Genomic DNA, 23,125 nt, shown 5'->3' with positions numbered 1-23,125 from the left:
GTCGGAGGGGGAAGGGGCTAGGGGAGGGGGACGGGAGGGCGCCGGGCTATTCCGCGGGCTTGACGACGGCCAGCACTCGGCCCGCATCCACTTGGTCGCCCACGGCGACTGGGAGTTCGTCGACGATTCCGTCGGTGCCGGCTCGAATGGCGTGCTCCATCTTCATGGCCTCCATGGACAGCAGAATCTGTCCGGCCTCGACTTCGTCGCCGGCCTCGACGTGGACGGCGATGATCGAGCCGGGCATCGGCGCCAGCAGCGAGCCTTCGGCCGCCGCGAGCGACGGGTTGACGTAGCGGGGCAGTTTCACCGCGTTGACCGGGCCGAATCCGGAGTCGACGCCGACGGCGCCGTCGGGGTAGGTGCGGACGGTGAACGGGATGACGACGCGGTCGCGTTCGACCCGCACGACCGTCGCGTCGCCGCGTCGCTCGATGCCGACGACCTCGGCGCCGTCGGCGTCGCCGGTGCCGCGGGGGTTGCCGCGGCGGGTGCGGATGATTTCGGTGGTGACTTCTTCGTCGCCGACCTGGAACCGGTGCTCGGTCGATGCCCGGCCGACGTTGCGGAAACCGGCGGGCACCGGCGGCGTCGGCAGGTCCGACAGGGTTTCCTCTTCCGCCGCGGCGGCTGCCGCGAACAGGGAGAGGGCGGTGGTGGCCGAGTCGGCCAGGTGCGCAGACAGCTCGGCCAGGCGCTCGTCGGACAGATACGAGGTGTCGAACGTGCCGGCGCGGAACTCGGCGTCGTCGAGAATGCGGACGAGCAGGTCGCGGTTGGTGCCGAGCCCGTGGATCCGCGCCCGTCGCAACGCCGCGGACAGGCGGGAGACGGCCTCGGCGCGGGTGGGGGCCCAGGTGATGACCTTGGCCAGCATCGCGTCGTAGTTCGTGCCGACGGTCGCCGGGCGGCCCGGGGCCGGTTCGAAACCGGAATCGAGACGCAGTCCCGCGCGGTCCGGTCCGGAGAAGGAGGAGACGACGTCGTCGAAGTCCAGGCGCGTCAGGTCGCCCGACATCGGCCGCCAATCGTTGGCCGGATCCTCGGCGTACAGGCGGGCCTCCACGGACCAGCCCTGCGCCGCCGGCGGCTCGGGCGACGGCAGCGGCAGGCCGGCGGCGACGTCGAACTGCAGGGACACCAGGTCCAGGCCGGTGGTGGCCTCGGTGACCGGGTGCTCCACCTGCAGGCGGGTGTTCATCTCCAGGAAGAAGAACTCGCCCTTGTGGTCGGCGAGGAACTCGACCGTGCCCGCGCCGGTGTAGTCGGTGGCGCGGGCGGCGTTGCGGGCGGCCTCGAACAGGCGGTCGCGCATCCCGTCGATGGCTTCGACCAGCGGCGAGGGCGCTTCCTCGATGACCTTCTGGTGGCGACGCTGGATCGAGCATTCTCGCTCGCCGACGGTCCAGATCGTGCCGTGGGAGTCGGCCATCAGCTGGACCTCGATATGCCGGCCGGACTCGATGAACCGCTCGATGAAGATGGTGTCGTCGCCGAACGCGGACTTCGCCTCCGCGGCGGCCGCGGCATGCTCCTTGTGCAACGAGTCCATGTCGCGGACGATGCGCATTCCGCGACCACCGCCGCCGGCGGCGGCCTTGACCAGGACCGGCAGCATGTCCTCGGTGATCTCGTCGACCCCCAGGTTGCCCAGGACCGGGACCCCGGCGTCGGCCATCATGGCCTTGGCCTCGATCTTCGATCCCATCGCGGTGATCGCCTCGGGGGAGGGGCCGATCCAGACCAGCCCGGCGTCGGCCACGGCGCGCGCGAAACCGGCGTTTTCGGACAGGAACCCGTAACCCGGGTGGATCGAGCGGGCGCCGGTGCGGCGGGCGGCGTCGAGGATGAGATCGACGTCGAGGTAGGTCTCGGCGGGAGTGTTGCCGGGCAGCCGCACGGCCGCATCCGCCTCTGCGACGAAGGGCGCGTCGGCGTCGGCGTCGGAGTACACGGCCACGGCCTGGAGGCCGCGCAGGTGGGCGGCGGCGATGATGCGCCGGGCGATCTCGCCGCGGTTGGCGACCAGCACCGGGCTGATCGGGGTGATGGTGATGTCGTTGTCGTTCATCGTCGTCTCCTGGTCACATCCGGAAAACGCCGAAGCCGTCGGCGCCTTCGATGGGTCCGGAATGAATGGCGGAAAGGGCCAGGCCCAGCACCGTTCGGGTGTCTCGCGGGTCGATGACGCCGTCGTCGTAAAGCATTCCGGAAAGGAACTCGGGCAGGGACTCGGCCTCGATCTGCTCGCGGATCCGGTCGAACATCGCCTGCTCCGCCTCCGGGCTCATGTCCTTGCCGCGGGCCTTGGCGGAGGCGGCGGCGACGGAGCTGACGACGGAGGCCAGCTGCTCGGCGCCCATGACCGCCGACCGGGCCGACGGCCACGAGAACAGGAACCGCGGATCGAAGGCGCGGCCGCACATGCCGTAGTGGCCGGCGCCGTAGCTGGCGGCGGTGATCAGCGAAATGTGCGGCACCTTCGAGTTGGACACCGCGTTGATCATCATCGAGCCGTGCTTGATGATGCCGTTCTGCTCGTACTCCTTGCCGACCATGTAGCCGGTGGTGTTGTGCATGAACAGCAACGGGGTGTCGGAGGAATTCGCCAGCTGGATGAACTGGGTGGCCTTTTGGGCCTCGGCGCTGAACAGCACGCCGCGGGCGTTGGCGAGGATGCCGACGGGGTAGCCGTGGATCTCCGCCCAACCGGTGACCAGGCTCGAACCGTACAGCGGCTTGAACTCGTCGAACTCGGAACCGTCGACGATGCGGTGGATGATCTCGAGGGGGTCGAAGGGGTTCTTCAGGTCCTCCGGGACGATGCCCACCAGCTCCTCCGGGTCGAGCAGCGGGGCCGCGCCGGAGCCGCGGGGGGCCGGGCCCGCCTTGGTCCAGTTGAGGCGGCGGACGATCGAGCGGGCGATGCGCGCCGCGTCGTGCTCGTCGACGGCGAGGTGGTCGGCCAGGCCGGAGGTGCGGGCGTGCATGTCCGCGCCGCCGAGGGACTCGTCGTCGGTGATCTCGCCGGTGGCGGCCTTGACCAGGGGCGGGCCGGCCAGGAAGACCTTGGAGCGCTCCTCGATCATGACGATGTGGTCCGACATGCCCGGGACGTACGCGCCGCCGGCGGTGGAGTTGCCGTACACGACGGCGATGGTCGGGATGCCCTCGGCCGACAGCTGCGTCAGGTTCCGGAACATCGCGCCGCCGGGGACGAAGACCTCCTTCTGGGTGGGCAGGTCGGCGCCGCCGGATTCGACCAGATTGATCAGCGGCAGACGGTTTTCGCGGGCGATGTCCTGCAGGCGCAGCATCTTGCGCAGCGTCCACGGGTTGGAGGTGCCGCCCTTGACGGTGGAGTCGTTGGCGATGAAGAGGCATTCGACGCCTTCGACGACGCCGATGCCGCCGACGAGCGACGCGCCCACGGTGAACTGGGAGCCCCAGGCGGCCAGGGGGCACAGCTCGAGGAAGGGCGAACCTTGGTCGAGGATGGTTTCGATGCGTTCGCGGGGGGTCATTTTTCCGCGCTTGCGCAGGCGGGCGACGCTGGCTTCGCCGCCGCCGGCGACGGCTTCGTCGATGTGGGAGTTGATCCGGTCGAGCTTTTCGAGCATCGCGCGTTCGGCCGCGGCGTACTCTGCGGACGAAGGGTCGACGGTGGTCGGGGCGGTCATCGCCGGGCCTCGCTTTCGGTGGTGGCGTGGGGGGCTGTGGTCGGGGAGTCGGCGTCGTGGTCGAGCAGCGCCGCCGGAACCTCGATGTGGCGGGAGCGGAGCCATTCGCCCAGGCCCTTGGCCTGCGGGTCGAATCGGGCGCCGTGGGCGACGCCGCGTCCGAGCAGACCGCGGATGACGAAGTTCACGGCCCGCAGGCGGGGGAATTCGTGGCGTTCGATGTCGAGGTCGGCGGTTTCCGGGAGCAGTTCGCGGAGCTTGTCGACGGTCAGGGCGTGGGTGAGCCACGCGTGGGCGGCGTCGTCTTCGACCCACACGCCGATGTTGGCGTCGGGGCCCTTGTCGCCGGAGCGGGCTCCGGCCACGCGGCCCAGCGGTGCGCGGACGGTCGGCCCGGGCGTCGGGGCGGCCGGGGTGGGCAGGGCGGTGTGGTCCGAGCCGAGGGCGCGGGTGTCGGTCGGCGCCGGAATGGTGGCGGTGGTGCCGTCGGGCAGGACCGCGACGTGGGTGACCGCGTCCTGCGGCACGTACGCCGGGGTGAAGACGCCGTAGGGGCTCGACTTCGGCGGCGGCGAGTGGAAGAAGGCACCGGGGTAGGTGCCCAGGCCGAATTCGACGGCGGCGCGGGAGAACGAGTCGGCCACGCGCTTGTCGGGGTCCCAGGCGACGGCGGTCAGGCGGGCGGTGGCGGCGACCTGGGTATCCGCGTCCGGGTGATCGGTGCGTTCGAGGCGCAGGTCCATTTGCGCCGGCTTGGGCTCGATCGCCTGGAACTGGGCCTTGACCAGGTTGGCCTTGTCCTCGATGTCGAGGCCGGTGAGGTACAGGGTGACCTCGTTGCGGAAGCCGCCGATGGAGTTGACGGACACCTTCAGGGTCGGCGGCGGGGCTTCGCCTCGTGCGCCGTTGATGCGGATGCGGTCCGGGCCGTCGTCGGTCAGCTCGAGGTGGTCGAGCAGCAGGGTGGCGTCGGGGCCGGCGTAGCGGGCGCCGGTGACCTCGTACAGCAGCTGGGCGGTGACGGTGCCGGCGGTCACGGAGCCGCCGGTGCCCTCGTGCTTGGTGATCACGCTGGTGCCGTCGGCGTCGATTTCGGCGATGGGGAAGCCGGGGTGGACGGGGTCGGAGATTTCGCCCGGTCGGTTGAAGAACGCGTAGTTGCCGCCGGTGGCCTGCATGCCGCATTCGATGACGTGGCCGGCGGCCATCGCGCCGGCGATGGCGTCGTAGTCGTCGCGCGACCAGCCGAAGTGGTGGGCGGCGGGGGCGACGATGACCGACGCGTCGGTGACGCGGCCGGTGACGACGATGTCGGCTCCGGCCCGCAGGCATTCGACGATGCCCCAAGCCCCGAGGTAGGCGTTGGCGGCCAGGGCGCTCTCGTCGAGTCCGAGTTCGCCGAGGCGGGGGAGCAGGTCGTCGCCTTCCACGTGGGCGACCGTGAGGTCGAGTCCGCGCTGTTCGATGAGGTCGCGCAGCGCGTCGGCGAGTCCGGCCGGGTTGAGGCCGCCGGCGTTGGCGACGAGCTTGACGCCGCGTTCGGCGATGAGCTCGAGGTTGTCGCCGACCTGCTTGAGGAACGAGGCGGCGAATCCCCGGGCGGGATCCTTCTGTTTCGCTCGGGCGAGGATGAGCATCGTCAGTTCGGCCAGGTAGTCGCCGGTGAGGTAGTCGAGCTCGCCGCCTTCGAGCATCTCGCGCATGGCGGCGGCCCGGTCGCCGTAGAACCCGGACATGTTTCCGATCCGAACCGGTGCCCTCGTCTCCTCGGACATGCGGGCCTCCCTTCGCTGGTGGTGGAACCGTTCGTTTTGTGTGCCGTGCATCACAATCGCACGCCGAAAGAAAAAAAGCAAGCGCGATTGACTGTTTTTAATCGTTCGTTTAGCTTCAGGTGTGGCCGGCGTCACAAATCGCGTGCCGGCTCCCACGTGGCGAGAAAGGAGGGCCAGCGCAATGCGCCTGCCCATCACAGAAACCATTGACCCGGACCTGGTCACCGGGGCCGAGCGAGATCGCGCGCTCGCCCGTCGCATCTCCATCGGAGACATGCCCACCCGGTCGGCGGCGACCTTCGGCGACCGGACCGCGATCGTCGGCGACCGGCGTTCGATCACCTACGCCCAGCTGGAAAAAGAGGCGAACCGACTGGCGCACGGGTTGGCCGCCCTCGGCGTGCGATCGCGCGAACCCGTCGCGGTGATGTCCACGAACTGCCCGGAAATCGTCATCGGCTACCTCGGTGCGGCGAAGATGGGTGCCGCGGCGATGATGATCAACCTCCTGGGCGGGGCGGCGAGCATCGTCAAGGCCATCCGCGCGACGGGACCGCGGGTCATCATCGTCCACGAGGACCTGCTTCCTCAGCTGCACCTGATCGGAGCCGAGCTTTCCGACGACCTCGAGCACATCATCGTCATCGGACGCGCTCCCGGAGAAGGCCTGTCGTCCCTGTCGGGATCCAGGTACTGGTCCTGGGACGAGTTCCAGCGACTCGCCGACGACGTCGAGGGCATCGACCCCGACTCCCCGCCCGAGGTCGTCATCGCCGACCGTCAGATCGCCCAGGTGATGTTCTCCTCCGGCACGTCCGCCGACCCGAAGGGAGTGCTGACCAGCCACGTCGCGGTCATGCTCTCCATGCACGCCAACGCCGCGTACATCGGAATCAACTGGGGCACCGAACCGTCGGTGTCCACGCTGGTGCTTCCGCTGTTCCACACCACCGCGCTCAACGCGATCATGCTGCCGATGCTGTCCATGGGCGGCACGGTCCACGTCCTGCCCGGATTCGACATGGAGCAGCTCGGCCGGACCATCGTGGAGTCGAAGACCACCCACTTCGTCGGCCTGCCGATCATGATCGAGGGGCTGCTGCACTGGAGCGCCGCCCACGGCCATTCCCTCGATCACCTGCAAACGCTGTTGTACGGGATGGCCCCCATGAAGGAGGGCCTGCGGGAACTCGTCGCAAAGCGACTGCCGGGCGTGCGCGTCATGCTCGGATCCGGGATGACCGAGGCGCTGCCGGTCGGCTTCCTCCAATGGCCGGACATGGATCCCGACAACCGTGGCAGCTGGGGCTACGGCACCGCGCTGACCACCACCACCGTCGTCGAACAGGGCACCGGCACCGTGCTGCCGACGGGCGAAACCGGAGAGCTCGCCTACCGCGGCGGCGGCGTCATGGAGAACTACCTGGCCGAGTCTCCCGAAGTGTTCGCCGGCGGTTGGCTGCACTCCGCCGACATGGGGTCCTTCGACGACGAGGGGATCTTCTGGTTCGTCGACCGCATCAAGGACGTCGTCAAAACCGGCGGCGAAAACGTCTCCACGCAATCCGTCGAGGCCGCGTTGATGGACCACCCCGACATCGAGGAGGTCGCCGTGATCGGCAAGAGCGACGACCAATGGGGCGAACGCGTCGTCGCCGTGGTCGTTCCCTCCGGCGACATCGCGCAGGACCCCGAACGGCTGGCGGAGTTCATCGCCTCGGTGGACCGGCACGGCCGCGAGACCCTGACGAGCTCGCACCGCCCCAGGGAGTTCATCGTCACCGACCTGCTGCCGCGGACCGGAACCGGAAAGATCCGGAAAGCCGAGCTGCGCGAGGCCGTGCGCCACCGCGAGGGGCACCGACCCGGCGCGTCGGAATAGCCGGCGGCCCCTGAAAGGCGGAGGCCGAACCGCGAAAGATCTCCGGTGCGGCGGGGAATGGATTTCCCCGCCGCACCGGAGGTCTTCGTCATGAGGGCCGGCATGCGGTCGGATCACGGGGATCCGACCGCCGCCACCGGCCGACGCCGCCTAGTGTGCGCGGTGCTCGCGGTGTTCGCGGTGTTCGCGGTGCTCGCGGCGGTGGCGGGAGGGACGCAGGTGGATGTCCTCGTCCTCCGCCAGAACCGGGTGCTCGTGCAGCGCGGGCTGCTCGAAGCTGACCCACTTGACGCCGGCGGACTCGTGGCAGCCCGGTGCCATCGGGTCGGCGTAGAGCTCCTCGAACTTGTCCTTCAACTTCTCGTGGACGTGCTTGCGGCGCAGCTTGAGGCTGGGCGTCAGCTCGTCGGCGTCGACGGTGAGCTCACGGTCCAGGATGCGGAACCGCTTGACCTGCTCCCACGAGTTCAGCTCGGAATTGAGCCGGCCCAGCGACGCCTGCACGACGGCGACGACCTTCGGGTCCCGTGTCATGTCCGCGAAAGTCTCCGCCTCGCAACCGTTGCGCTCGCACCATTCGCGCGTGGCCTTCTCCTCCAGAACGACCATGCCGACCATGAACTTCTTGCCCTCGCCATAGGTGATCAGCTCCATGGCCAGCGGGCACAGGCCCTTGAACTCCGACTCGATGGGCGCCGGGGCGATGTACTTGCCGTTGGAGGACTTGTACAGCGACTTCTTGCGGTCGGTGATGTATACGAAGCCGTCGTCGTCGATGCGGGCGATGTCGCCCGTGCGCAGGTAACCGTCGCCGGGCAGCGTCTCCGCCGTCGCGTCCTCGCGGTTGTAGTACCCGGTCATGTTCCACGCGCTCTTGAGCAGCAGCTCGCCGTCCTCGGCGATCTTCTGCTCGACTTCCGGGAACGGCCAGCCGACGGAACCGATGCGGTACGCGTTGAGTCGCGTCAGGTGGGTGATGCAGCCCTCGGTGAGACCGAAGCCCTCCACGATGGGCATGCCCATCGACAGGTACCACTTGGTGATGTCCTGGTTGATCGGCGCCGAACCCGACACGAACATGCGCACGTTGCCGCCGAGGGCGTCGCGGATCTTCGACAGCACGACCTTGTCGGCGATGCGGAGGCGGAATTCCAGCCACTTCGGCACCTCCTTGCCCGCCAGACGCAGCTCGGTGGCCTCCATGGCCAACGCCATGCTGACCTTGCCCAGCTTCGCCTTGATGCCGTTGCCCTCGAACTGGGCATGAATGGCTGAGTAGGCCTTTTCGAAGATGCGGGGCGCGCCGCCCATGAGGGTCGGCTTGATGTCCTGCAGGTTCTCGACGATCTTGTCGATGCGCCCGTCGATCGCGGTGAGCATGCCCGTGTTGATGGACAGGTACAGCAGGAAGCGGCCCATCAGATGCGCCATCGGCAGCCAGAGGAAATGGACGTCCTTGTCGTACAGGTTCGGCGTCGACGTCACGGAGGCGATGTTGTTCATCCACGCGCTGTGCGGGATGATGGCGCCCTTCGGCTTTCCGGTCGTACCCGAGGTGTACTGGAAGGCGGCGATGGTGTCCGGGGTGACGTCGTCGATCGCGCGGCGGACCACGTGCGGGTCGGCGGCCAGCAGCGCACGACCCCGGGCGGTCAGCGCCGCCAGGGGGGAGACCCAGTCGGCGATGTCCTCGGCGGAGATGCCCGCCGGGGAATTGACGGCCTGCACCTGCGCGGACCAGGAGTCGTCGATGACGTACACGTGCTCCACGCCCGGGATGGCATCCCGGATTTCCAGGAGCTTGGCCACCTGGTCGCCGTCCTCCGCGATGACCATGCGCGAACCGGAGTCGTTGATGATGAACTCGATGTCGCCGGGCACGGACGTGGGGTAGATGGCCACGGAGTTGACGCCGATCGACATCAGCGCCATGTCCGAGTTGACCCACTGCATGCTCGTGCCCGAGATGAGGGCGGCCGCGTCACCCTTGCGCAGGCCGGCGTCGAGCAGGCCCGCGGAATGCTCCTCGACGACGCCGCGGAACTGGTCCCACGTGAGCTCGACCCAATTTTCATCGGCGTCGCGGAAACGCCACGCCGGCCGGTCCGGGGTGGCGGTGGCGCGGCGCCACACCATGGCGCCGACGCTGGGGGCCGGGTTCTCCAGGACTTCGCGGTCGATGGGCTCGTCGGCGGGGGAGGCGTAGCCGTCGATTTTCCAGCCGTACCCGTCGCCGATCTGGGGCTTGGGCAGGCCGATGGTGCTGATGGGCGGCGGGCTGAGGTCCTTTTGCGGCGCGTTCATGGTGTCGCTTTCTCTCGGCGGTCGGTGGAGGAGGGCGCGTCGACGTCACTGCGGGGTGGCGTGGATCACGTTCAATGGAATGTTAGGCATGCAAACTGGTTTGCATGGGAAAATCCGCCAGATTGTGACCGTGCCGTTGCTTTTGCTCCCATTTTCGGGGCGCGGGCGTGATGGCGGGTCGGGTGCGTGGCGGGAGATGCCTGCGGTACCCCCGTTTCGGTTAGTCGCGACTAACTGAATTGGTGGGACTTTTTGCGTCATTCGCCGGGGTGGAACGGTGTTCGACCTCCACCCGTCCTTGCGTGGGGGTTTCGGCGCGGGGGTGACGCGTTTCATAGTTTCACTTTGCAAGTGGTTCGCATCACAGTATTGTTCCGCCACAGAGAGTTAATCGAAATTAACGCAGTGCGGGCGACCGCACTGTTTCGCAGACCTTCACCCCACACGGAGACGCACATGACGGACCCCGCCACCAACCGTGAAAAGCACGAGGCACTCGTCGCCGACCTGCGCGAACTGCTCGCCCGCACCGCCGAGGGAGGCCCGGAAAAGGCCCGCGAGCGTCATGTCGCCCGCGGCAAGCTGCTGCCCCGCCAGCGCATCACCGAATTGCTCGACCCGGGCAGCCCCTTCCTCGAGGTGGCGCCCATCGCCGCCCACGAGATGTACGGCGGCAAGGTTCCGGCCGCGGGCGTCGTCGCCGGCATCGGCCTCGTCGAGGGACGTCGCTGCATGATCGTGGCCAACGACGCGACGGTGTCCGGCGGCACCTACTACCCGATGACGGTGAAGAAGCACCTCCGCGCCCAGGAGATCGCCGACGCCAATCGCCTTCCCTGCATCTACCTCGTCGACTCGGGTGGCGCGATGCTCCTCAACCAGGACGAGGTGTTCCCGGACCGCGACCACTTCGGCCGCATCTTCTACAACCAGGCAAACCTGTCCAAGAAGGGCATCCCGCAGATCTCCGCCGTCCTCGGTTCGTGCACCGCCGGCGGCGCGTACGTCCCGGCGATGAGCGATGAGGCCGTGATCGTCAAGGAGCAGGGCACCATCTTCCTGGCCGGCCCGCCGCTGGTGAAGGCCGCGACGGGCGAAGACGTCACCCCCGAAGAACTCGGCGGCGGCGATCTGCACTCCAAGACCTCCGGCGTCACCGACCACCTCGCCCTCGACGACGCCGACGCGCTGCACCGCGTCCGGGCGATCGTCGACACGCTGCCGCTGGCCGCCGACGCCCCGTGGGAGGTGCGCGAGACCCGCGAGCCGCTGCGCGAGCAGACCGACCTCTACGACATCGTCCCGGTCGACCCCCGCCAGCCGTACGACGTCCACGAGGTCATCGAGACCATCGTCGACGCCGGCGAATACCGCGAGTTCAAGGCAGAATTCGGCACCACCCTGGTCACCGCGTTCGCGCGGATCCACGGGCACCCGGTGGGCATCATCGCCAACAACGGCGTCCTCTTCGCCGAGTCCGCCCAGAAGGGCGCCCACTTCATCGAGCTGTGCGACCAGCGCGGCATCCCTCTGGTGTTCCTGCAGAACACCACCGGCTTCATGGTCGGCCGCGAGTACGAGGCCGGGGGCATCGCCAAGCACGGCGCGAAGATGGTCAACGCGGTGGCCACCACCCGCGTGCCCAAGTTCACCGTGGTCATCGGCGGCGCGTTCGGCGCCGGCAACTACTCCATGTGCGGCCGCGCGTACTCGCCCCGCTTCCTGTGGATGTGGCCCAACGCCCGCGTCGCCGTCATGGGCGGCCCCCAGGCGGCCATGACCCTGTCGACGGTGCGCCGCAACCAGATCGAACGCTCCGGCGGCGAGTGGTCGGCGGAGGAGCAGGAGGCCTTCGAGGCCCCGGTCCGCGAGCAGTTCGAGAAGCAGTCGCACTGCTACTACTCGTCGGCCCGACTCTGGGACGACGGCGTCATCGACCCCGCCGACACCCGCCGGATCCTCGGCATGGCGCTGGAAGTCGCCGGCGGTGCCCCGCTCGACGAGCAGGGCTACGGCGTCTTCCGGATGTAACCCGAATCGACACCACGGAAAGGAGAGAAGAGCATGACCGACATCGCCATCAACACGGTTCTCGTCGCCAACCGCGGCGAGATCGCCTGCCGCGTGATCCGCACCCTTCGCGAACAGGGGGTCCGCTCCGTCGCCGTCTACTCCGACGCCGACGCCGACGCCCCCCACGTCCGCCTCGCCGACGTCGCCGTCCACATCGGCCCGTCGCCGGCCCGCGAGTCCTACCTCGTCGCGGACCGCATCCTCGACGCCGCCCGCCGCACCGGTGCGCAGGCGATCCACCCCGGCTACGGCTTCCTGTCCGAAAACGCGGACTTCGCCCGCGCCTGCGAGGACGCCGGAGTCATCTTCATGGGCCCGCCGGCGTCGGCCATCGACACGATGGGCGACAAGATCTCGGCGCGCGCGACCGTCGAAAAGCGCGACGTGCCCACCGTGCCCGGCATTTCCCGCCCGGGTCTGACCGACGAGGAGCTCATCGAGGCGGCGCCCGGCATCGGCTTCCCGGTGCTGATCAAGCCGTCCGCAGGCGGCGGCGGCAAGGGCATGCACCGCGTCGAGCGCATCGAGGATCTGCCCGCCGCGCTGGTCACCGCCCGTCGCGAGGCCGCCGGCGCGTTCGGCGACGACTCGCTGTTCATCGAGCACTTCGTGGACACCCCGCGCCACATCGAGGTGCAGGTGCTGGCGGACTCGCACGGCAACGTCATCCACCTCGGCGAGCGCGAATGCTCGCTGCAGCGCCGCCACCAGAAGGTCATCGAGGAGGCGCCGAGCCCGCTTCTCGACGACGCCGTGCGCGCCCGCATCGGCGAAGCCGCCTGCGACGCCGCCCGCTCCTGCGGTTACGTCGGCGCCGGCACCGTGGAGTTCATCGTCCCGTCCGCCGAGCCGGACAAGTTCTACTTCATGGAGATGAACACCCGCCTCCAGGTCGAGCACCCCGTCACGGAGGAGGTCACCGGCCTGGACCTGGTGGCCCTGCAGCTGACCATCGCCCGCGGCGCGGAACTGCCCATCGCCCAGGAGGACGTCCGGATGACCGGCCACTCCATCGAGGCGCGCGTCTACGCCGAGGACCCGGCCGCCGGGTTCCTGCCCACCGGCGGCACCGTCACCCGGGTCGTCGAGCCCTCCGGCCCCGGCGTCCGCGTCGACTCCGGCATCGCCGACGGTTCCGAGGTGACGTCGCTGTACGACCCGATGCTGATGAAGGTCATCGTCCACGGCGCCGACCGCGCCGAGGCGCTCGACCGGCTCGACCGGGCGCTGGCGAACACGGTCGTCGCCGGGGTCGGCGTCAACGTCGACTTCTGCCGCTACCTGCTCTCGGTGCCCGAGGTGGCCTCGGGCGACCTGGACACGGGCCTGCTCGACCGCGTCGCAGGGGATTACGCCGACTTCCCGGTGCCCGACGAAGCCCTGGTCGCCGCCGCGATGGCGTGGTTGGCCTCCCGGTGGCCCGAGGGTCCGGCGTCGCCGTGGGCCGTGCCGGACGCCTGGCGCTCGGGTCGCCCCGGCACCCAGCGCCTCCGCCTGGCCACGACCAGCGGTTCGAGCCTCATCGCCGTGTCGGGCACGCCCCACGACGCGACCGTCACCGTCGACGCCCGCGTCGCCGGCATCAGCGAACCGGCCGAGGGCGAGGAGGCCCCGGAGCCCCGCGACTACGCCGCGGGCATCCACCGCGACGGTGACCGCTGGCGCGTGGATTGCGAGGGCGTCGCCCGCCACTGGCAGGTCGAGACCGTCGCCAGCCGCCGCGGTACCGACGTCATCGTCTCCTCCGACGAGGGCACCTGGGTGCTGCACCGCGAAAACGTCGTCCGTTCGGCCGCCGACGACGACGGCGCGGGCGACGGCACCCTGACCTCGCCGATGCCCGGCACCGTCATCGCCCTGTCGGCGGCCGACGGTGACCGCGTCGAGGCCGGCGACCCGGTCCTGGTCGTGGAGGCCATGAAGATGGAACACACTCTCCGGGCCGCCACCGCCGGCGTCGTCGAGTACCACGTCGCGGCCGGCGCCCAGGTGTCCACCGAGGTTCCGCTGGCCACGGTCGTCCCCGACGAAGGCTGACCCGGCGCACCCCGCCACATCCCGACAAGCCCCGACCCACCCCGAAAAGCCACCCGGCCCGCCCCGACGGGCCGCGAAAGAAACCCGCGAAAGAAACCAAGGAGTCACCATGACCGACGTCAACACCGCCGATCTGCCCGCCGAGTACCGCGAGCTCCAGTCCGTCGTCCGCCAGTTCGCCAACGAGGTCGTCGACCCCGTCGCCTACGAGCACGACCGCAACCACACGTTCCCCTACGAGATCGTCGCGCAGATGGGCGAGATGGGCCTGTTCGGCCTGCCCTTCTCCGAGGAGTACGGCGGCATGGGCGGCGACTACCTGTCGCTGGGCATCGCGTTGGAGGAGCTGGCGAAGGTCGACCAGTCGGTGGCCATCACCCTCGAGGCCGGCGTCGGCCTCGGTGCTTCGCCGATCTACCACTTCGGCAACGAGGAGCAGAAGCAGAAGTGGCTGCCGGACCTCACGGCGGGCAAGGCGCTGGCGGGCTTCGGCCTGACCGAGCCGGACGCCGGCTCCGACGCGGGCGCGACCCGCACCACCGCCCGCGAGGACGGCGACGACTTCGTCATCAACGGCGCCAAGCAGTTCATCACCAACTCCGGCACCGACATCACGTCGCTGGTCACGGTCACCGCAGTGACGGGCCAGAACGACAACGGCAAGAAGGAGATCTCCACGATCATCGTGCCGTCGGGCACCGAGGGCTTCGTCGTCGAGCCGGCGTACGACAAGGTCGGCTGGAACGCCTCCGACACCCACCCGCTGACGTTCACCGACGTCCGCGTCCCGCAGGAGAACCTCCTGGGCGTGCGCGGCCGCGGCTTCGCCAACTTCCTGTCCACGTTGGCCGAGGGCCGCGTCGCCATCGCCGCGCTGGCCACGGGCGCCGCGCAGGGCTGCGTCGACGAGTCGGTGAAGTACGCCAAGGAGCGTCAGTCGATGGGCCGCGCCATCGCCGAGTACCAGGCGATTTCCTTCAAGATCGCCCGCATGGAGGCCCGCGCCCACGCCGCCCGCATGGCCTGGTACGACGCCGCGGCGAAGATGGTCAAGGGCCAGGAGTTCCGTCGCGAGGCCTACCTGGCCAAGCTCATCTCCTCGGAGGCCGCGATGGACAACGCCCGCGACGCCACGCAGATCCACGGCGGCTACGGCTTCATGAACGAGTACCGCGTCTCGCGCCACTACCGCGACTCCAAGATCCTCGAGATCGGCGAGGGCACCACCGAGGTGCAGCTGATGCTCATCGCCCGCGGACTGGGCCTGTAAGGGGAGGTGAACCGATGACCGACACCGCCAACACCGCCAACGCCGGCGCCGCCGGCCCGAACGACGCGGAGCACCCGGGCATCGTCCAGCGCGGACTCTGGTTCGAGGAGTACGAGGAGGGCGCCCGCTATCTGCACCGGCCCGGCCGCACCGTCACCGAGACCGATGACGTCCTGTTCACCACGCTGACCATGAACACCCAACCGTTGCATCTCGACGCCCACTGGTCGTCGCAGCAGCCGGGCTTCGGCGGCAAGCGGCTGGTCAACTCGATGTGGACCCTGTCGACCGTGGTGGGCCTGTCGGTGTCGCAGCTGACGCTGGGCACCATCGTGGCGAACCTGGGCTTCACCGAGGTGTCCTTCCCGAAGCCGATGTTCCACGGCGACACGCTCTACGCCGAGACGAAGTGCGTGTCCAAGCGGGTGTCCGCGTCCCGTCCGGGGCAGGGCATCGTGCAGTTGGAGCACATCGGCCGCAACCAGAACGGCGACGTCGTGTGCCGGGCGGTGCGCGCCACGCTCGTGCAGTGCGACCCGGCCGCGTCCGGGGACGGTTCGCTTGACGACGGGGCGGCGTGATCATGGACAACTGGATTCCCGCCGGCCCCGCGATCCTCTTCGTGCCGGCTGACCGGCCGGATCGTTTCACCAAGGCCGCCGAACGTGCGGACATGGTCATCCTCGACCTGGAGGACGGCTGCCGTCCGGAGAACCGGGCCGAGGCGCGCCGGGCGATCATCGAGTCGGAGCAGGCCGGCGACCTGGACCCGGAGCGGGTCATCGTCCGCATCAACCCGGTCGATTCGCCGGAGCACGCCGCCGACCTGGAGATGCTCGCCGACCTGCGCTACGACCTGATCATGTTGCCGAAGGCGGAGTCCGCCGCGGCGGTGGAGTCGCTGGCCGGGCATCGCGTCATCGCGCTCATCGAGACGCCCCTGGGCGTCCTGCGCGCCGACGACGTCGCCTCCGCCGACAACGCGGTGGCCCTGTTCTGGGGCGCCGAGGACCTCACCGCCGGTCTCGGCGGCACGGCCTCCCGCTTCGGCGAGGGCGAGGACGCCCCCGGCACCTACCGCGACGTTGCCCGTCACGCCCGCGCCCGCACCCAATTGGCCGCCGCCGCCTTCGGCCGCGCCGCGCTGGATTCCGTCCACGTCGACATCGCCGACGTCGACGGCCTCCGCGCCGAAGCCACCGACGCCGCGGCCCTCGGCTACGCGGCCACCGTGTGCATCCACCCCTCGCAGGTCGCCGTCATCCGGGACGCCTACCGCCCCACCGACGAAGAAGCCGACTGGGCCCGACGCCTGCTCGCCGCCGCCCGCGACGACGGGGGAGCGTTCAGCTTCGAGGGCCGCATGGTCGACGCCCCGCTGTTCCGCCAAGCCGAAGCCATCGCCCGACGCGCCGAAGCGACCGCCACGCAGACGTCGTAAAGCACGAAACCTTCCACCACCCACGTAGTTTTCCGCCCCCGCGGCACAGAACTCCAGGAGAACCCGATGTCCCAGCTCAAGACCATCCCCGCCCCCTACGGCAAAGACGTCGTAGACGACGACGGCAACAAGATGTCGCACGTCATCGGCGCCGACGTCGACCAGGGCGCCGCCCCGCTGCGCTCCGAAACCCTCGGCGAAAACCTCAAGGCGATCGTCGAAAAGCACCCCTCCCGCGAGTGCATCGTCGACGTCTACGCCGACGTGTCCTTCACCTACGAGCGGTTCTACAACCGCGTCCTCCGCCTGGCCACCTCCTTCGTCCGCGCCGGCTACCGCAAGGGCGACCGCATCGGCATCTGGTCCACCAACCGCTGGGAATGGACCGTCGTCCAGTACGCCTGCCACCACCTGGGCCTCATCCTGGTCAACATCAACCCCGCCTACCGCCAGCACGAACTCAACTACGTCCTGGAAAAGGCCGGCGTCCGCTGCGTCTTCGCCGCCCGCCGTTACAAGGACTCCGACTACCGCACCATGCTCATCGAGGCGTCGAAGCAGCGCGGCGTCAAGCTGGACAAGGTCATCTACTTCGGCTCCGCGGACTGGTACGAGCGCATGCACGGCGACATCGACGACCTGTCGGAGTACACCGCCGACCTGCACCCCGACGACCCCATCAACATCCAGTTCACCTCCGGCACCACCGGCTTCCCCAAGGGCGCGACGCTGACGCACCGCAACCTGCTCAACAACGGCTACTTCATCGGCGAGCTGCTCGGCTACACCGAGAAGGACCGCGTCTGCCTGCCCGTGCCGTTCTTCCACACCTTCGGCATGGTCATCGGCACGTTCGCCACCTTCAGCCACGGCGGCGCGATCATCATCCCGGCGCCCAGCTTCAAGGCCCGCGAAACCCTCAAGGCCGTCCACTCCGCCAAGGCCACGTCCCTGTACGGCGTGCCGACGATGTTCATCACCGAACTGGAGGAGGCCCACGACCACGAGGAGTACGGCAGCCCCTACGACCTGTCGACCCTGCGCACCGGCGTCATGGCCGGCACGTCCTGCCCGTCGAAGACGATGCGCGACGTCATGGACAAGCTGAACATGTCCGAGATCGCCATTTGCTACGGCATGACCGAAACGTCGCCGGTCAGTTTCCAGACCCGCAAGGACTCGCCGCTGGACAAGCGCGTCAACACCGTCGGCCAGATCATGCCGCACCTGGAGGCCCGCGTCATCGACGAGGACACCGGCGAAACGCTGCCGCGCGGCGAGCAGGGCGAGGTCGTCGTCCGCGGCTACTCCGTGATGAAGGAGTACTGGCACCACCCGGAGAAGACCGCCGAGGCCATCGACGAAGACGGCTGGATGCACACCGGCGACCTGGGCGTCCTCGACGACGAGGGGTACCTGTCCATCACCGGGCGAATCAAGGACATGCTCATCCGCGGCGGCGAGAACATTTACCCGCGCGAGATCGAGGAGTTCCTGTTCACCCACCCGGACATCGTCGATGCGCAGGTCATCGGCGTTCCGGACGACAAGTACGGCGAGGAGATCATGGCCTGGGTCATCCTCCACGACGAGAACGCCGACCTCACCGCGGACCAGATCGCCGAGTTCGCGCAGGGCAAGCTGTCGCGCCACAAGATCCCGCGCTACGTCCACGTCACCGATTCGTTCCCGATGACCGCCTCGGGCAAGGTCCGCAAGGTCGAGATGCGCGAAATGGCGCCGAAGCTGCTGGGATGGGTGTGATCCGAATGTCCAAGAACACCGAAACGTCGATCCGCGAGCTCGTCGCCGGCCTGGCCGAGGACGGCATGACCATCGCCGTCGGAGGCTTCGGCCTGTGCGGCGTGCCCTTCGACCTCATCGAGGGCCTGCGCGACTCCGGCGCCAAGGACCTGACCATCGTGTCCAACAACATGGGCGTCGACGGGCAGGGACTGGGCATCCTGCTGGAAAACCACCAGGTCACCAAGGTCATCGCCAGTTACGTCGGCGAGAACAAGCTCTTCGCCCGGCAGTACCTCGACGGCGAACTCGAGGTGGAGTTCACGCCGCAGGGCACCCTGGCCGAGCGGCTGCGCGCCGGCGGTGCGGGCATCCCCGCGTTCTACACCGCCACCGGCGTCGGCACCCTCGTCGCCGAGGGCAAGCCCCACGCCGAATTCGACGGCCGCACCTACGTCCAGGAGCGCGGCATCGTCGCCGACCTGGCCCTGGTCCACGCCTGGCGCGGCGACGTCGACGGCAACCTCGTCTACCGGTCCACGGCGCAGAACTTCAATCCGCTGTGCGCCGCCTCCGGCAAGGTCACCGTCGCCCAGGTCGAGCAGCTCGTCGAGCGCGGCGCCATCGAGCCCGATTCGGTCATGACCGCCGGCGTGTTCATCGACCACATCGTCCGGGCGAGCGACCGCGAGAAGCCCATCGAGAAGCGAACCACCCGGCCGCGGGAGACCGCGCCCGATCCGGCCGCCGCCGCGGCGGGGGAGGAGATCTGACATGACCCACGAGGAAAAGCGCGGGTGGACCCGCGATGAGATGGCCGCGATGGCGGCGGCGGAGCTCGCCGACGGAGACTACGTGAACCTGGGCATCGGCATCCCGACGCTGGTGGCCAACCACATCCCCGATGGTGTGCGCGTGCTGCTGCAGAGCGAGAACGGCATCCTCGGCATGGGCCCCTTCCCGTACGAGGGGGAGGAGGACGCCGACCTCATCAACGCCGGCAAGCAGACCGTGACGCTCGTGCCGGGTGCGGCCGTGTTCGACTCGGCGACGAGCTTCGGCATGATCCGCGGCGGTCACGTGAAGATGGCCGTCCTCGGCGCCATGCAGGTGTCCGAGTCCGGTGACCTGGCCAACTGGATGATCCCGGGGAAGATGGTCAAGGGCATGGGCGGCGCGATGGACCTCGTCGCCGGCACCCCGCGCGTGGTGGTGCTCACCGACCACGTGGCCCGCGACGGTTCGCCGAAGCTGGTCAAGGAGTGCGATCTGCCGCTGACCGGCGCGAAGGTGGTCAAGCGCATCATCACCGACTTGGGCAGCTTCGACGTCGCCGACGACCACCTGGTTCTGCGGCGCCTGGCCCCGGGCGTGACGCTGGCCGACATCGAGAACAACACCGCGGCGGCGTACGTCGTGGACCTGGAGGATTAGTCGGCCGCGGCGGGGCACCACCCGAGGGTGGCTCCCCGTCGCGCAATTCCGGCCCGGCGGCGCGGAAAACCACTAGGCTCCATTAACCGAACGCACGACCAATTGAACCGTGCGGCGAATCCACCGGGTTCGCCGCCGTCCATGCCGCCCCCGCGCGGCTGCACAGGGAGAGACGAACACCATGACCGGAAACACCACCCCGAACGCCGACGACGTCGTCATCCTCGCCGGCGCCCGTACCCCGCAGGGCAAGATGCTCGGCCAGCTGGCCGAGCTGACCTCCGTCGATCTCGGGGCCCACGCCGTCCGCGCCGCCGTCGAGCGCGCTGGCATCAAGCCGGAGGACGTCGGCCGCGTCGTGCTCGGCCAGGTCATCCTCGCCGGCGCCGGCCAGAACCCGGCCCGCCAGACGGCGATCAAGGCCGGCCTGCCGTGGACCGTGCCCGCCGAGATCGTGGCGAAGGTCTGCCTGTCGGGCCTCGACGCGGTGATCCACGCCGCCCGCATGATCCGCCTGGGCGAGGTCGACGTCGTCGTCGCCGGCGGCCAGGAGTCGATGACCAACGCCCCGCACATCGCCCGCGGCGTGCGCAAGGGCAAGTCCTACGGTGCGCTGAAGCTGGAGGATGCGCTGGAGCTCGACGGCCTGGTCGACTCCTACGACTGCGTGTCCATGGGCACGCTGACCGACGGCCCGAACGCGGACCTGGGCATTTCCCGCGCCGATCAGGACGAGGTCGCGGCCCTGTCGCACCAGCGCGCCGCGAAGGCGCAGGCCGACGGCATTCTCGCCGAGGAGATCGCCCCGATCGAGATTCCGCAGCGCAAGGGTGACCCGATCGTGGTCGACGCGGACCAGGGCATCCGTCCGGACACCACCGTCGAGTCGCTGTCGAAGCTGCGCGCGGTGTTCATGAAGGAGGGCGGCACGATCACCGCCGGCAACTCCTCGCCGATCTCCGATGGTGCGGCGGCGCTGGTCCTGGCCCGTCGTGGCTGGGCGGAGGAACGAGGCCTGGATTACCTGGCGGTTGTGGGCAAGGCGGGGCAGACCGCCGGCCCGGACAACAGCCTGCACGCGCAGCCGTCGGACTCGCTGGCCGAGGCCCTGCGTCTGGCCGGCTGGGAGGCCTCGGACCTCGACTTCATCGAGATCAACGAGGCTTTCGGCGCCGTCGCCGTGAAGTCGCTGCGCGACCTGGATTACCCGCTGGAGAAGTGCAACATCCACGGTGGCGCCATTGCGCTGGGTCACCCGATCGGTTGCTCGGGTGCCCGTCTGACGCTGACGGCGGCGATGGAGCTGGCGCGCCGCGGTTCCGGCAAGGCCGGCGTGTCGCTGTGCGGCGGTGGTGGCCAGGGCGACGCCCTGCTGCTGTACCGCGACTAGATCGCGCTCGGGGGAGGCGGTTCGGGGGAGGTGCGTGACGACGTCTCCGCCTCCCCGTGACGGGCCCGACGGTAGTTTCGGTGGCATGAACACCGTCCCCAGTGATGCCCGCGGCCCCGAGTCGGCGGAGTCGCAGGCTCAGTCCTGGCCTCAGTCCCCGTCTCCGGCTACGTCCTCTTCGGCCCCTTCGGCTTCGTCGGCGTCGGCGTCGGCCCCGGCCTGGTTGCCCGTCGGCCCCGCCCTGTTGTTCGCGCCGGCGGATCGGCCGGAGCGTTTCGCCAAGGCCGCGGAGCGGTCCGACGTGGTCATCGTTGATTTGGAAGATGGCGCCGCCCTGGACGGCCACGAGGCCGCGCGGCGCAACATCCTGGACAATCCGCTGGATCCCGCGCGCACGATCCTGCGAGTGACGGGCCCGGATGCCCCGACGTTCGCCGGCGATGCCCGGTTGGCGCAGGAGGGCCCGTATGACGTCGTCATGCTGCCGAAGGTCCGTGACCGCATTCCGGAGGAGCTCGCCGGGCTGAAGATCATCGCGATGATCGAAACGCCCGAGGCGATCCTCAACATCGGCGCCATCGCGTCCCACCCGGACGTCGTCGGCATGTTCTGGGGCGCCGAGGATCTCGCCGCCGAGTTGGGCGGCACGTCGTCGCGCATCACCGCCGCCGAGGCCGAGGCCGCGGGTATCCCAGCCGACGCCGGCGCCCGCCCGTACCGGGCCCCGCAGCAGTTGGCCCGGACGATGATGGTTCTCCACGCCGCCGCCAACGGCATCGCCGCCATCGATGCCGTTCACGTCGACTTCCGCGACGAGAAGGGCCAGTACCTCGAGGCCCTCGACGCCGCCGGCTGCGGGTTCGCGGGCACCGCGTGCATTCATCCGGCGATGGTCGATGCGGTTCGCCGCGCCTACCGCCCCTCCGACGAAGAACTCGACCGGGCCCGCCGCATCCTCGAGCGCGCCGCGGACAACGTCGGAGCCTTCCAACTCGACGGGGAGATGATCGACGCCCCCGTCGTCAGGCAGGCCGCGATCATCGCTGCGCGAGCCGGGGGCACCCATAATTTTGATAAAAAATTAATCCGGCTTAACTGATGATTTTGTGCGCGGAATCAAATTAGGATCTTGGTCGTCACCTCAATCGACCCAGGAGAGCATCGATGACGACTGCGACGACCGCCGAAATCCTCACCAGGCCCGCGCCTTTCGGGAAGGATGTGATCGACGCCGAGGGCCGCCTGCTGTCGCACGTCCTCGGCGCCGGCGTGGATCAGGGGGCGGCTCCGCTGCGATCCGAAACGCTGGGGGACAACCTCGTCGCCCAGATCGAGCGTTTCCCGGACCGGGAGGCGATCGTCGACGTCTTCGCCGACGTGCGTCTGACGTACCGGGAGTTCGGCGACAAGGTCGACCGCCTCGCGGCCGCCCTGCTGCGCTGCGGCCTGCACCGGGGCGACCGCGTGGGCATCTGGTCCACCAACCGCTGGGAATGGCCCATCGTGTCCTACGCGTGCCACCGCCTGGGCCTCATCCTGGTCAACATCAACCCCGCCTACCGACAGAGCGAACTGAACTACGTCCTGGAGAAGGCCGGTGTCACCTGCGTGTTCGCCGCCCGCCGCTACAAGGACTCCGACTACCGCACCATGCTCATCGAGGCGTCGAAGCAGCGCGGCGTGGACCTGCGGGAGGTCATCTACTTCGGCTCGGAGCAGTGGAAGGAGATCCTGGGCCGCGACGTCAACGGCGACCGGTCCGACCTCGACGCCGCGATCGCCGAGGTCGAGGCCACGGACCCGGTGAACATCCAGTTCACCTCCGGCACCACCGGCTTCCCCAAGGGCGCGACGCTGACGCACCGCAACCTGCTCAACAACGCCAACCAGACGGCCACCCTCCTCGCCTACGACGAAAACGACCGGGTCGTGGTGCCGATTCCGTTCTTCCACACCTTCGGCATGGTGCTGGGCATCATCGCGACGCTGAGCCGCGGCGCCGCCCTCATCATCGCCGGCCCGGTGTTCCAGGCCCGCGACGTGCTCAAGGCCGTCCACTCCGAGAAGGCCACGTCCCTGTACGGCGTGCCGACGAT

Annotated in this window: 16 protein-coding genes; 12 read left to right on the top strand and 4 right to left on the bottom strand. The window is 69.1% G+C overall.

What is annotated here, in order from left to right:
* Nucleotides 1-46: 46 nt before the first annotated feature.
* The 3 genes from HMPREF3121_RS02140 to HMPREF3121_RS02130 are packed head-to-tail and all read right to left on the bottom strand — an operon-like array spanning nt 47 to nt 5,416.
* Nucleotides 47-2,071, bottom strand: a complete 2,025-nt coding sequence (locus HMPREF3121_RS02140) for an acetyl/propionyl/methylcrotonyl-CoA carboxylase subunit alpha (protein WP_070519461.1) — start codon at nt 2,069-2,071, stop codon at nt 47-49.
* Between the two features lie 13 nt (nt 2,072-2,084).
* Nucleotides 2,085-3,680, bottom strand: coding sequence for an acyl-CoA carboxylase subunit beta (locus tag HMPREF3121_RS02135; protein ID WP_070519459.1), 1,596 nt, complete (start codon nt 3,678-3,680; stop codon nt 2,085-2,087).
* Nucleotides 3,677-5,416: an acyclic terpene utilization AtuA family protein gene (locus tag HMPREF3121_RS02130; protein ID WP_246816039.1), complete on the bottom strand. Its 1,740-nt coding sequence runs from the start codon at nt 5,414-5,416 to the stop codon at nt 3,677-3,679. The genes HMPREF3121_RS02135 and HMPREF3121_RS02130 overlap by 4 nt, the downstream gene beginning before the upstream one ends.
* Before the next feature lie 220 nt (nt 5,417-5,636).
* Here HMPREF3121_RS02130 and HMPREF3121_RS02125 point away from each other — a divergent pair, with 220 nt between their 5' ends.
* Complete coding sequence (locus tag HMPREF3121_RS02125; RefSeq protein ID WP_070519456.1) at nt 5,637-7,337, top strand: class I adenylate-forming enzyme family protein; 1,701 nt, start codon at nt 5,637-5,639, stop codon at nt 7,335-7,337.
* A 150-nt stretch (nt 7,338-7,487) separates the two neighbouring features.
* On the opposite strand, the gene HMPREF3121_RS02120 is transcribed toward HMPREF3121_RS02125, so the two are convergent.
* Nucleotides 7,488-9,641 (bottom strand): AMP-dependent synthetase/ligase, encoded by a 2,154-nt coding sequence (locus tag HMPREF3121_RS02120; protein WP_070519455.1) that lies wholly within the window; start codon nt 9,639-9,641, stop codon nt 7,488-7,490.
* Nucleotides 9,642-10,097: 456 nt separating this feature from the next.
* Here HMPREF3121_RS02120 and HMPREF3121_RS02115 point away from each other — a divergent pair, with 456 nt between their 5' ends.
* From HMPREF3121_RS02115 to HMPREF3121_RS12830, 11 genes are all read left to right on the top strand, one after another.
* Nucleotides 10,098-11,672: a carboxyl transferase domain-containing protein gene (locus HMPREF3121_RS02115; RefSeq protein WP_070519454.1), complete on the top strand. Its 1,575-nt coding sequence runs from the start codon at nt 10,098-10,100 to the stop codon at nt 11,670-11,672.
* Between the two features lie 33 nt (nt 11,673-11,705).
* Complete coding sequence (locus tag HMPREF3121_RS02110) at nt 11,706-13,751, top strand: acetyl/propionyl/methylcrotonyl-CoA carboxylase subunit alpha (protein WP_070519453.1); 2,046 nt, start codon at nt 11,706-11,708, stop codon at nt 13,749-13,751.
* A 109-nt stretch (nt 13,752-13,860) separates the two neighbouring features.
* Nucleotides 13,861-15,021 carry an acyl-CoA dehydrogenase family protein gene (locus tag HMPREF3121_RS02105; protein ID WP_070519452.1) on the top strand — a complete coding sequence of 387 codons (1,161 nt, stop codon included), beginning with the start codon at nt 13,861-13,863 and terminating at the stop codon, nt 15,019-15,021.
* 14 nt (nt 15,022-15,035) lie between these two features.
* On the top strand, nt 15,036-15,602 hold the full coding sequence (locus HMPREF3121_RS02100) for a MaoC family dehydratase (RefSeq protein WP_083291171.1): 567 nt from the start codon (nt 15,036-15,038) through the stop codon (nt 15,600-15,602).
* 2 nt (nt 15,603-15,604) lie between these two features.
* Entirely contained in the window at nt 15,605-16,462 is an 858-nt protein-coding gene (locus tag HMPREF3121_RS02095) for an HpcH/HpaI aldolase/citrate lyase family protein (RefSeq protein WP_070519464.1), read from the top strand.
* Between the two features lie 66 nt (nt 16,463-16,528).
* A complete protein-coding gene (locus HMPREF3121_RS02090; protein ID WP_070519451.1) occupies nt 16,529-18,226 on the top strand; it encodes an AMP-binding protein in 1,698 nt (565 codons plus the stop codon).
* A 5-nt stretch (nt 18,227-18,231) separates the two neighbouring features.
* A complete protein-coding gene (locus tag HMPREF3121_RS02085; RefSeq protein WP_070519450.1) occupies nt 18,232-18,978 on the top strand; it encodes a CoA transferase subunit A in 747 nt (248 codons plus the stop codon).
* 1 nt (nt 18,979) lies between these two features.
* A complete protein-coding gene (locus HMPREF3121_RS02080) occupies nt 18,980-19,639 on the top strand; it encodes a 3-oxoacid CoA-transferase subunit B (protein ID WP_035123097.1) in 660 nt (219 codons plus the stop codon).
* A 181-nt stretch (nt 19,640-19,820) separates the two neighbouring features.
* Entirely contained in the window at nt 19,821-21,029 is a 1,209-nt protein-coding gene (locus HMPREF3121_RS02075) for an acetyl-CoA C-acetyltransferase (RefSeq protein ID WP_070519449.1), read from the top strand.
* 85 nt (nt 21,030-21,114) lie between these two features.
* On the top strand, nt 21,115-22,128 hold the full coding sequence (locus HMPREF3121_RS02070; protein ID WP_083291170.1) for an HpcH/HpaI aldolase/citrate lyase family protein: 1,014 nt from the start codon (nt 21,115-21,117) through the stop codon (nt 22,126-22,128).
* Nucleotides 22,129-22,193: 65 nt separating this feature from the next.
* On the top strand, nt 22,194-23,125 hold a 932-nt coding region (locus tag HMPREF3121_RS12830), incomplete at its 3' end, for an AMP-binding protein (protein ID WP_246816038.1).

It is taken from the genome of Corynebacterium sp. HMSC11E11, assembly GCF_001807025.1.
Classification (GTDB): domain Bacteria; phylum Actinomycetota; class Actinomycetes; order Mycobacteriales; family Mycobacteriaceae; genus Corynebacterium; species Corynebacterium freneyi.
The sequence above is the reverse complement of the archived record's forward strand: the minus strand, read 5'-3'. Positions and strand labels throughout refer to the sequence as shown.

What these genes read in the sequence shown, in the direction of transcription:
- HMPREF3121_RS02110 (WP_070519453.1), top strand. Translation starts at nt 11,706, where the DNA reads ATGACCGACATCGCCATCAACACGGTTCTCGTCGCCAACCGCGGCGAG.
- HMPREF3121_RS02115 (WP_070519454.1), top strand. Translation starts at nt 10,098, where the DNA reads ATGACGGACCCCGCCACCAACCGTGAAAAGCACGAGGCACTCGTCGCC.
- HMPREF3121_RS02140 (WP_070519461.1), bottom strand. Translation starts at nt 2,071, where the DNA reads ATGAACGACAACGACATCACCATCACCCCGATCAGCCCGGTGCTGGTC.
- HMPREF3121_RS02085 (WP_070519450.1), top strand. Translation starts at nt 18,232, where the DNA reads ATGTCCAAGAACACCGAAACGTCGATCCGCGAGCTCGTCGCCGGCCTG.
- HMPREF3121_RS02070 (WP_083291170.1), top strand. Translation starts at nt 21,115, where the DNA reads ATGAACACCGTCCCCAGTGATGCCCGCGGCCCCGAGTCGGCGGAGTCG.
- HMPREF3121_RS02130 (WP_246816039.1), bottom strand. Translation starts at nt 5,416, where the DNA reads ATGTCCGGGTTCTACGGCGACCGGGCCGCCGCCATGCGCGAGATGCTC.
- HMPREF3121_RS02105 (WP_070519452.1), top strand. Translation starts at nt 13,861, where the DNA reads ATGACCGACGTCAACACCGCCGATCTGCCCGCCGAGTACCGCGAGCTC.
- HMPREF3121_RS02080 (WP_035123097.1), top strand. Translation starts at nt 18,980, where the DNA reads ATGACCCACGAGGAAAAGCGCGGGTGGACCCGCGATGAGATGGCCGCG.
- HMPREF3121_RS02100 (WP_083291171.1), top strand. Translation starts at nt 15,036, where the DNA reads ATGACCGACACCGCCAACACCGCCAACGCCGGCGCCGCCGGCCCGAAC.
- HMPREF3121_RS02095 (WP_070519464.1), top strand. Translation starts at nt 15,605, where the DNA reads ATGGACAACTGGATTCCCGCCGGCCCCGCGATCCTCTTCGTGCCGGCT.
- HMPREF3121_RS02120 (WP_070519455.1), bottom strand. Translation starts at nt 9,641, where the DNA reads ATGAACGCGCCGCAAAAGGACCTCAGCCCGCCGCCCATCAGCACCATC.
- HMPREF3121_RS02090 (WP_070519451.1), top strand. Translation starts at nt 16,529, where the DNA reads ATGTCCCAGCTCAAGACCATCCCCGCCCCCTACGGCAAAGACGTCGTA.
- HMPREF3121_RS02125 (WP_070519456.1), top strand. Translation starts at nt 5,637, where the DNA reads ATGCGCCTGCCCATCACAGAAACCATTGACCCGGACCTGGTCACCGGG.
- HMPREF3121_RS02135 (WP_070519459.1), bottom strand. Translation starts at nt 3,680, where the DNA reads ATGACCGCCCCGACCACCGTCGACCCTTCGTCCGCAGAGTACGCCGCG.
- HMPREF3121_RS02075 (WP_070519449.1), top strand. Translation starts at nt 19,821, where the DNA reads ATGACCGGAAACACCACCCCGAACGCCGACGACGTCGTCATCCTCGCC.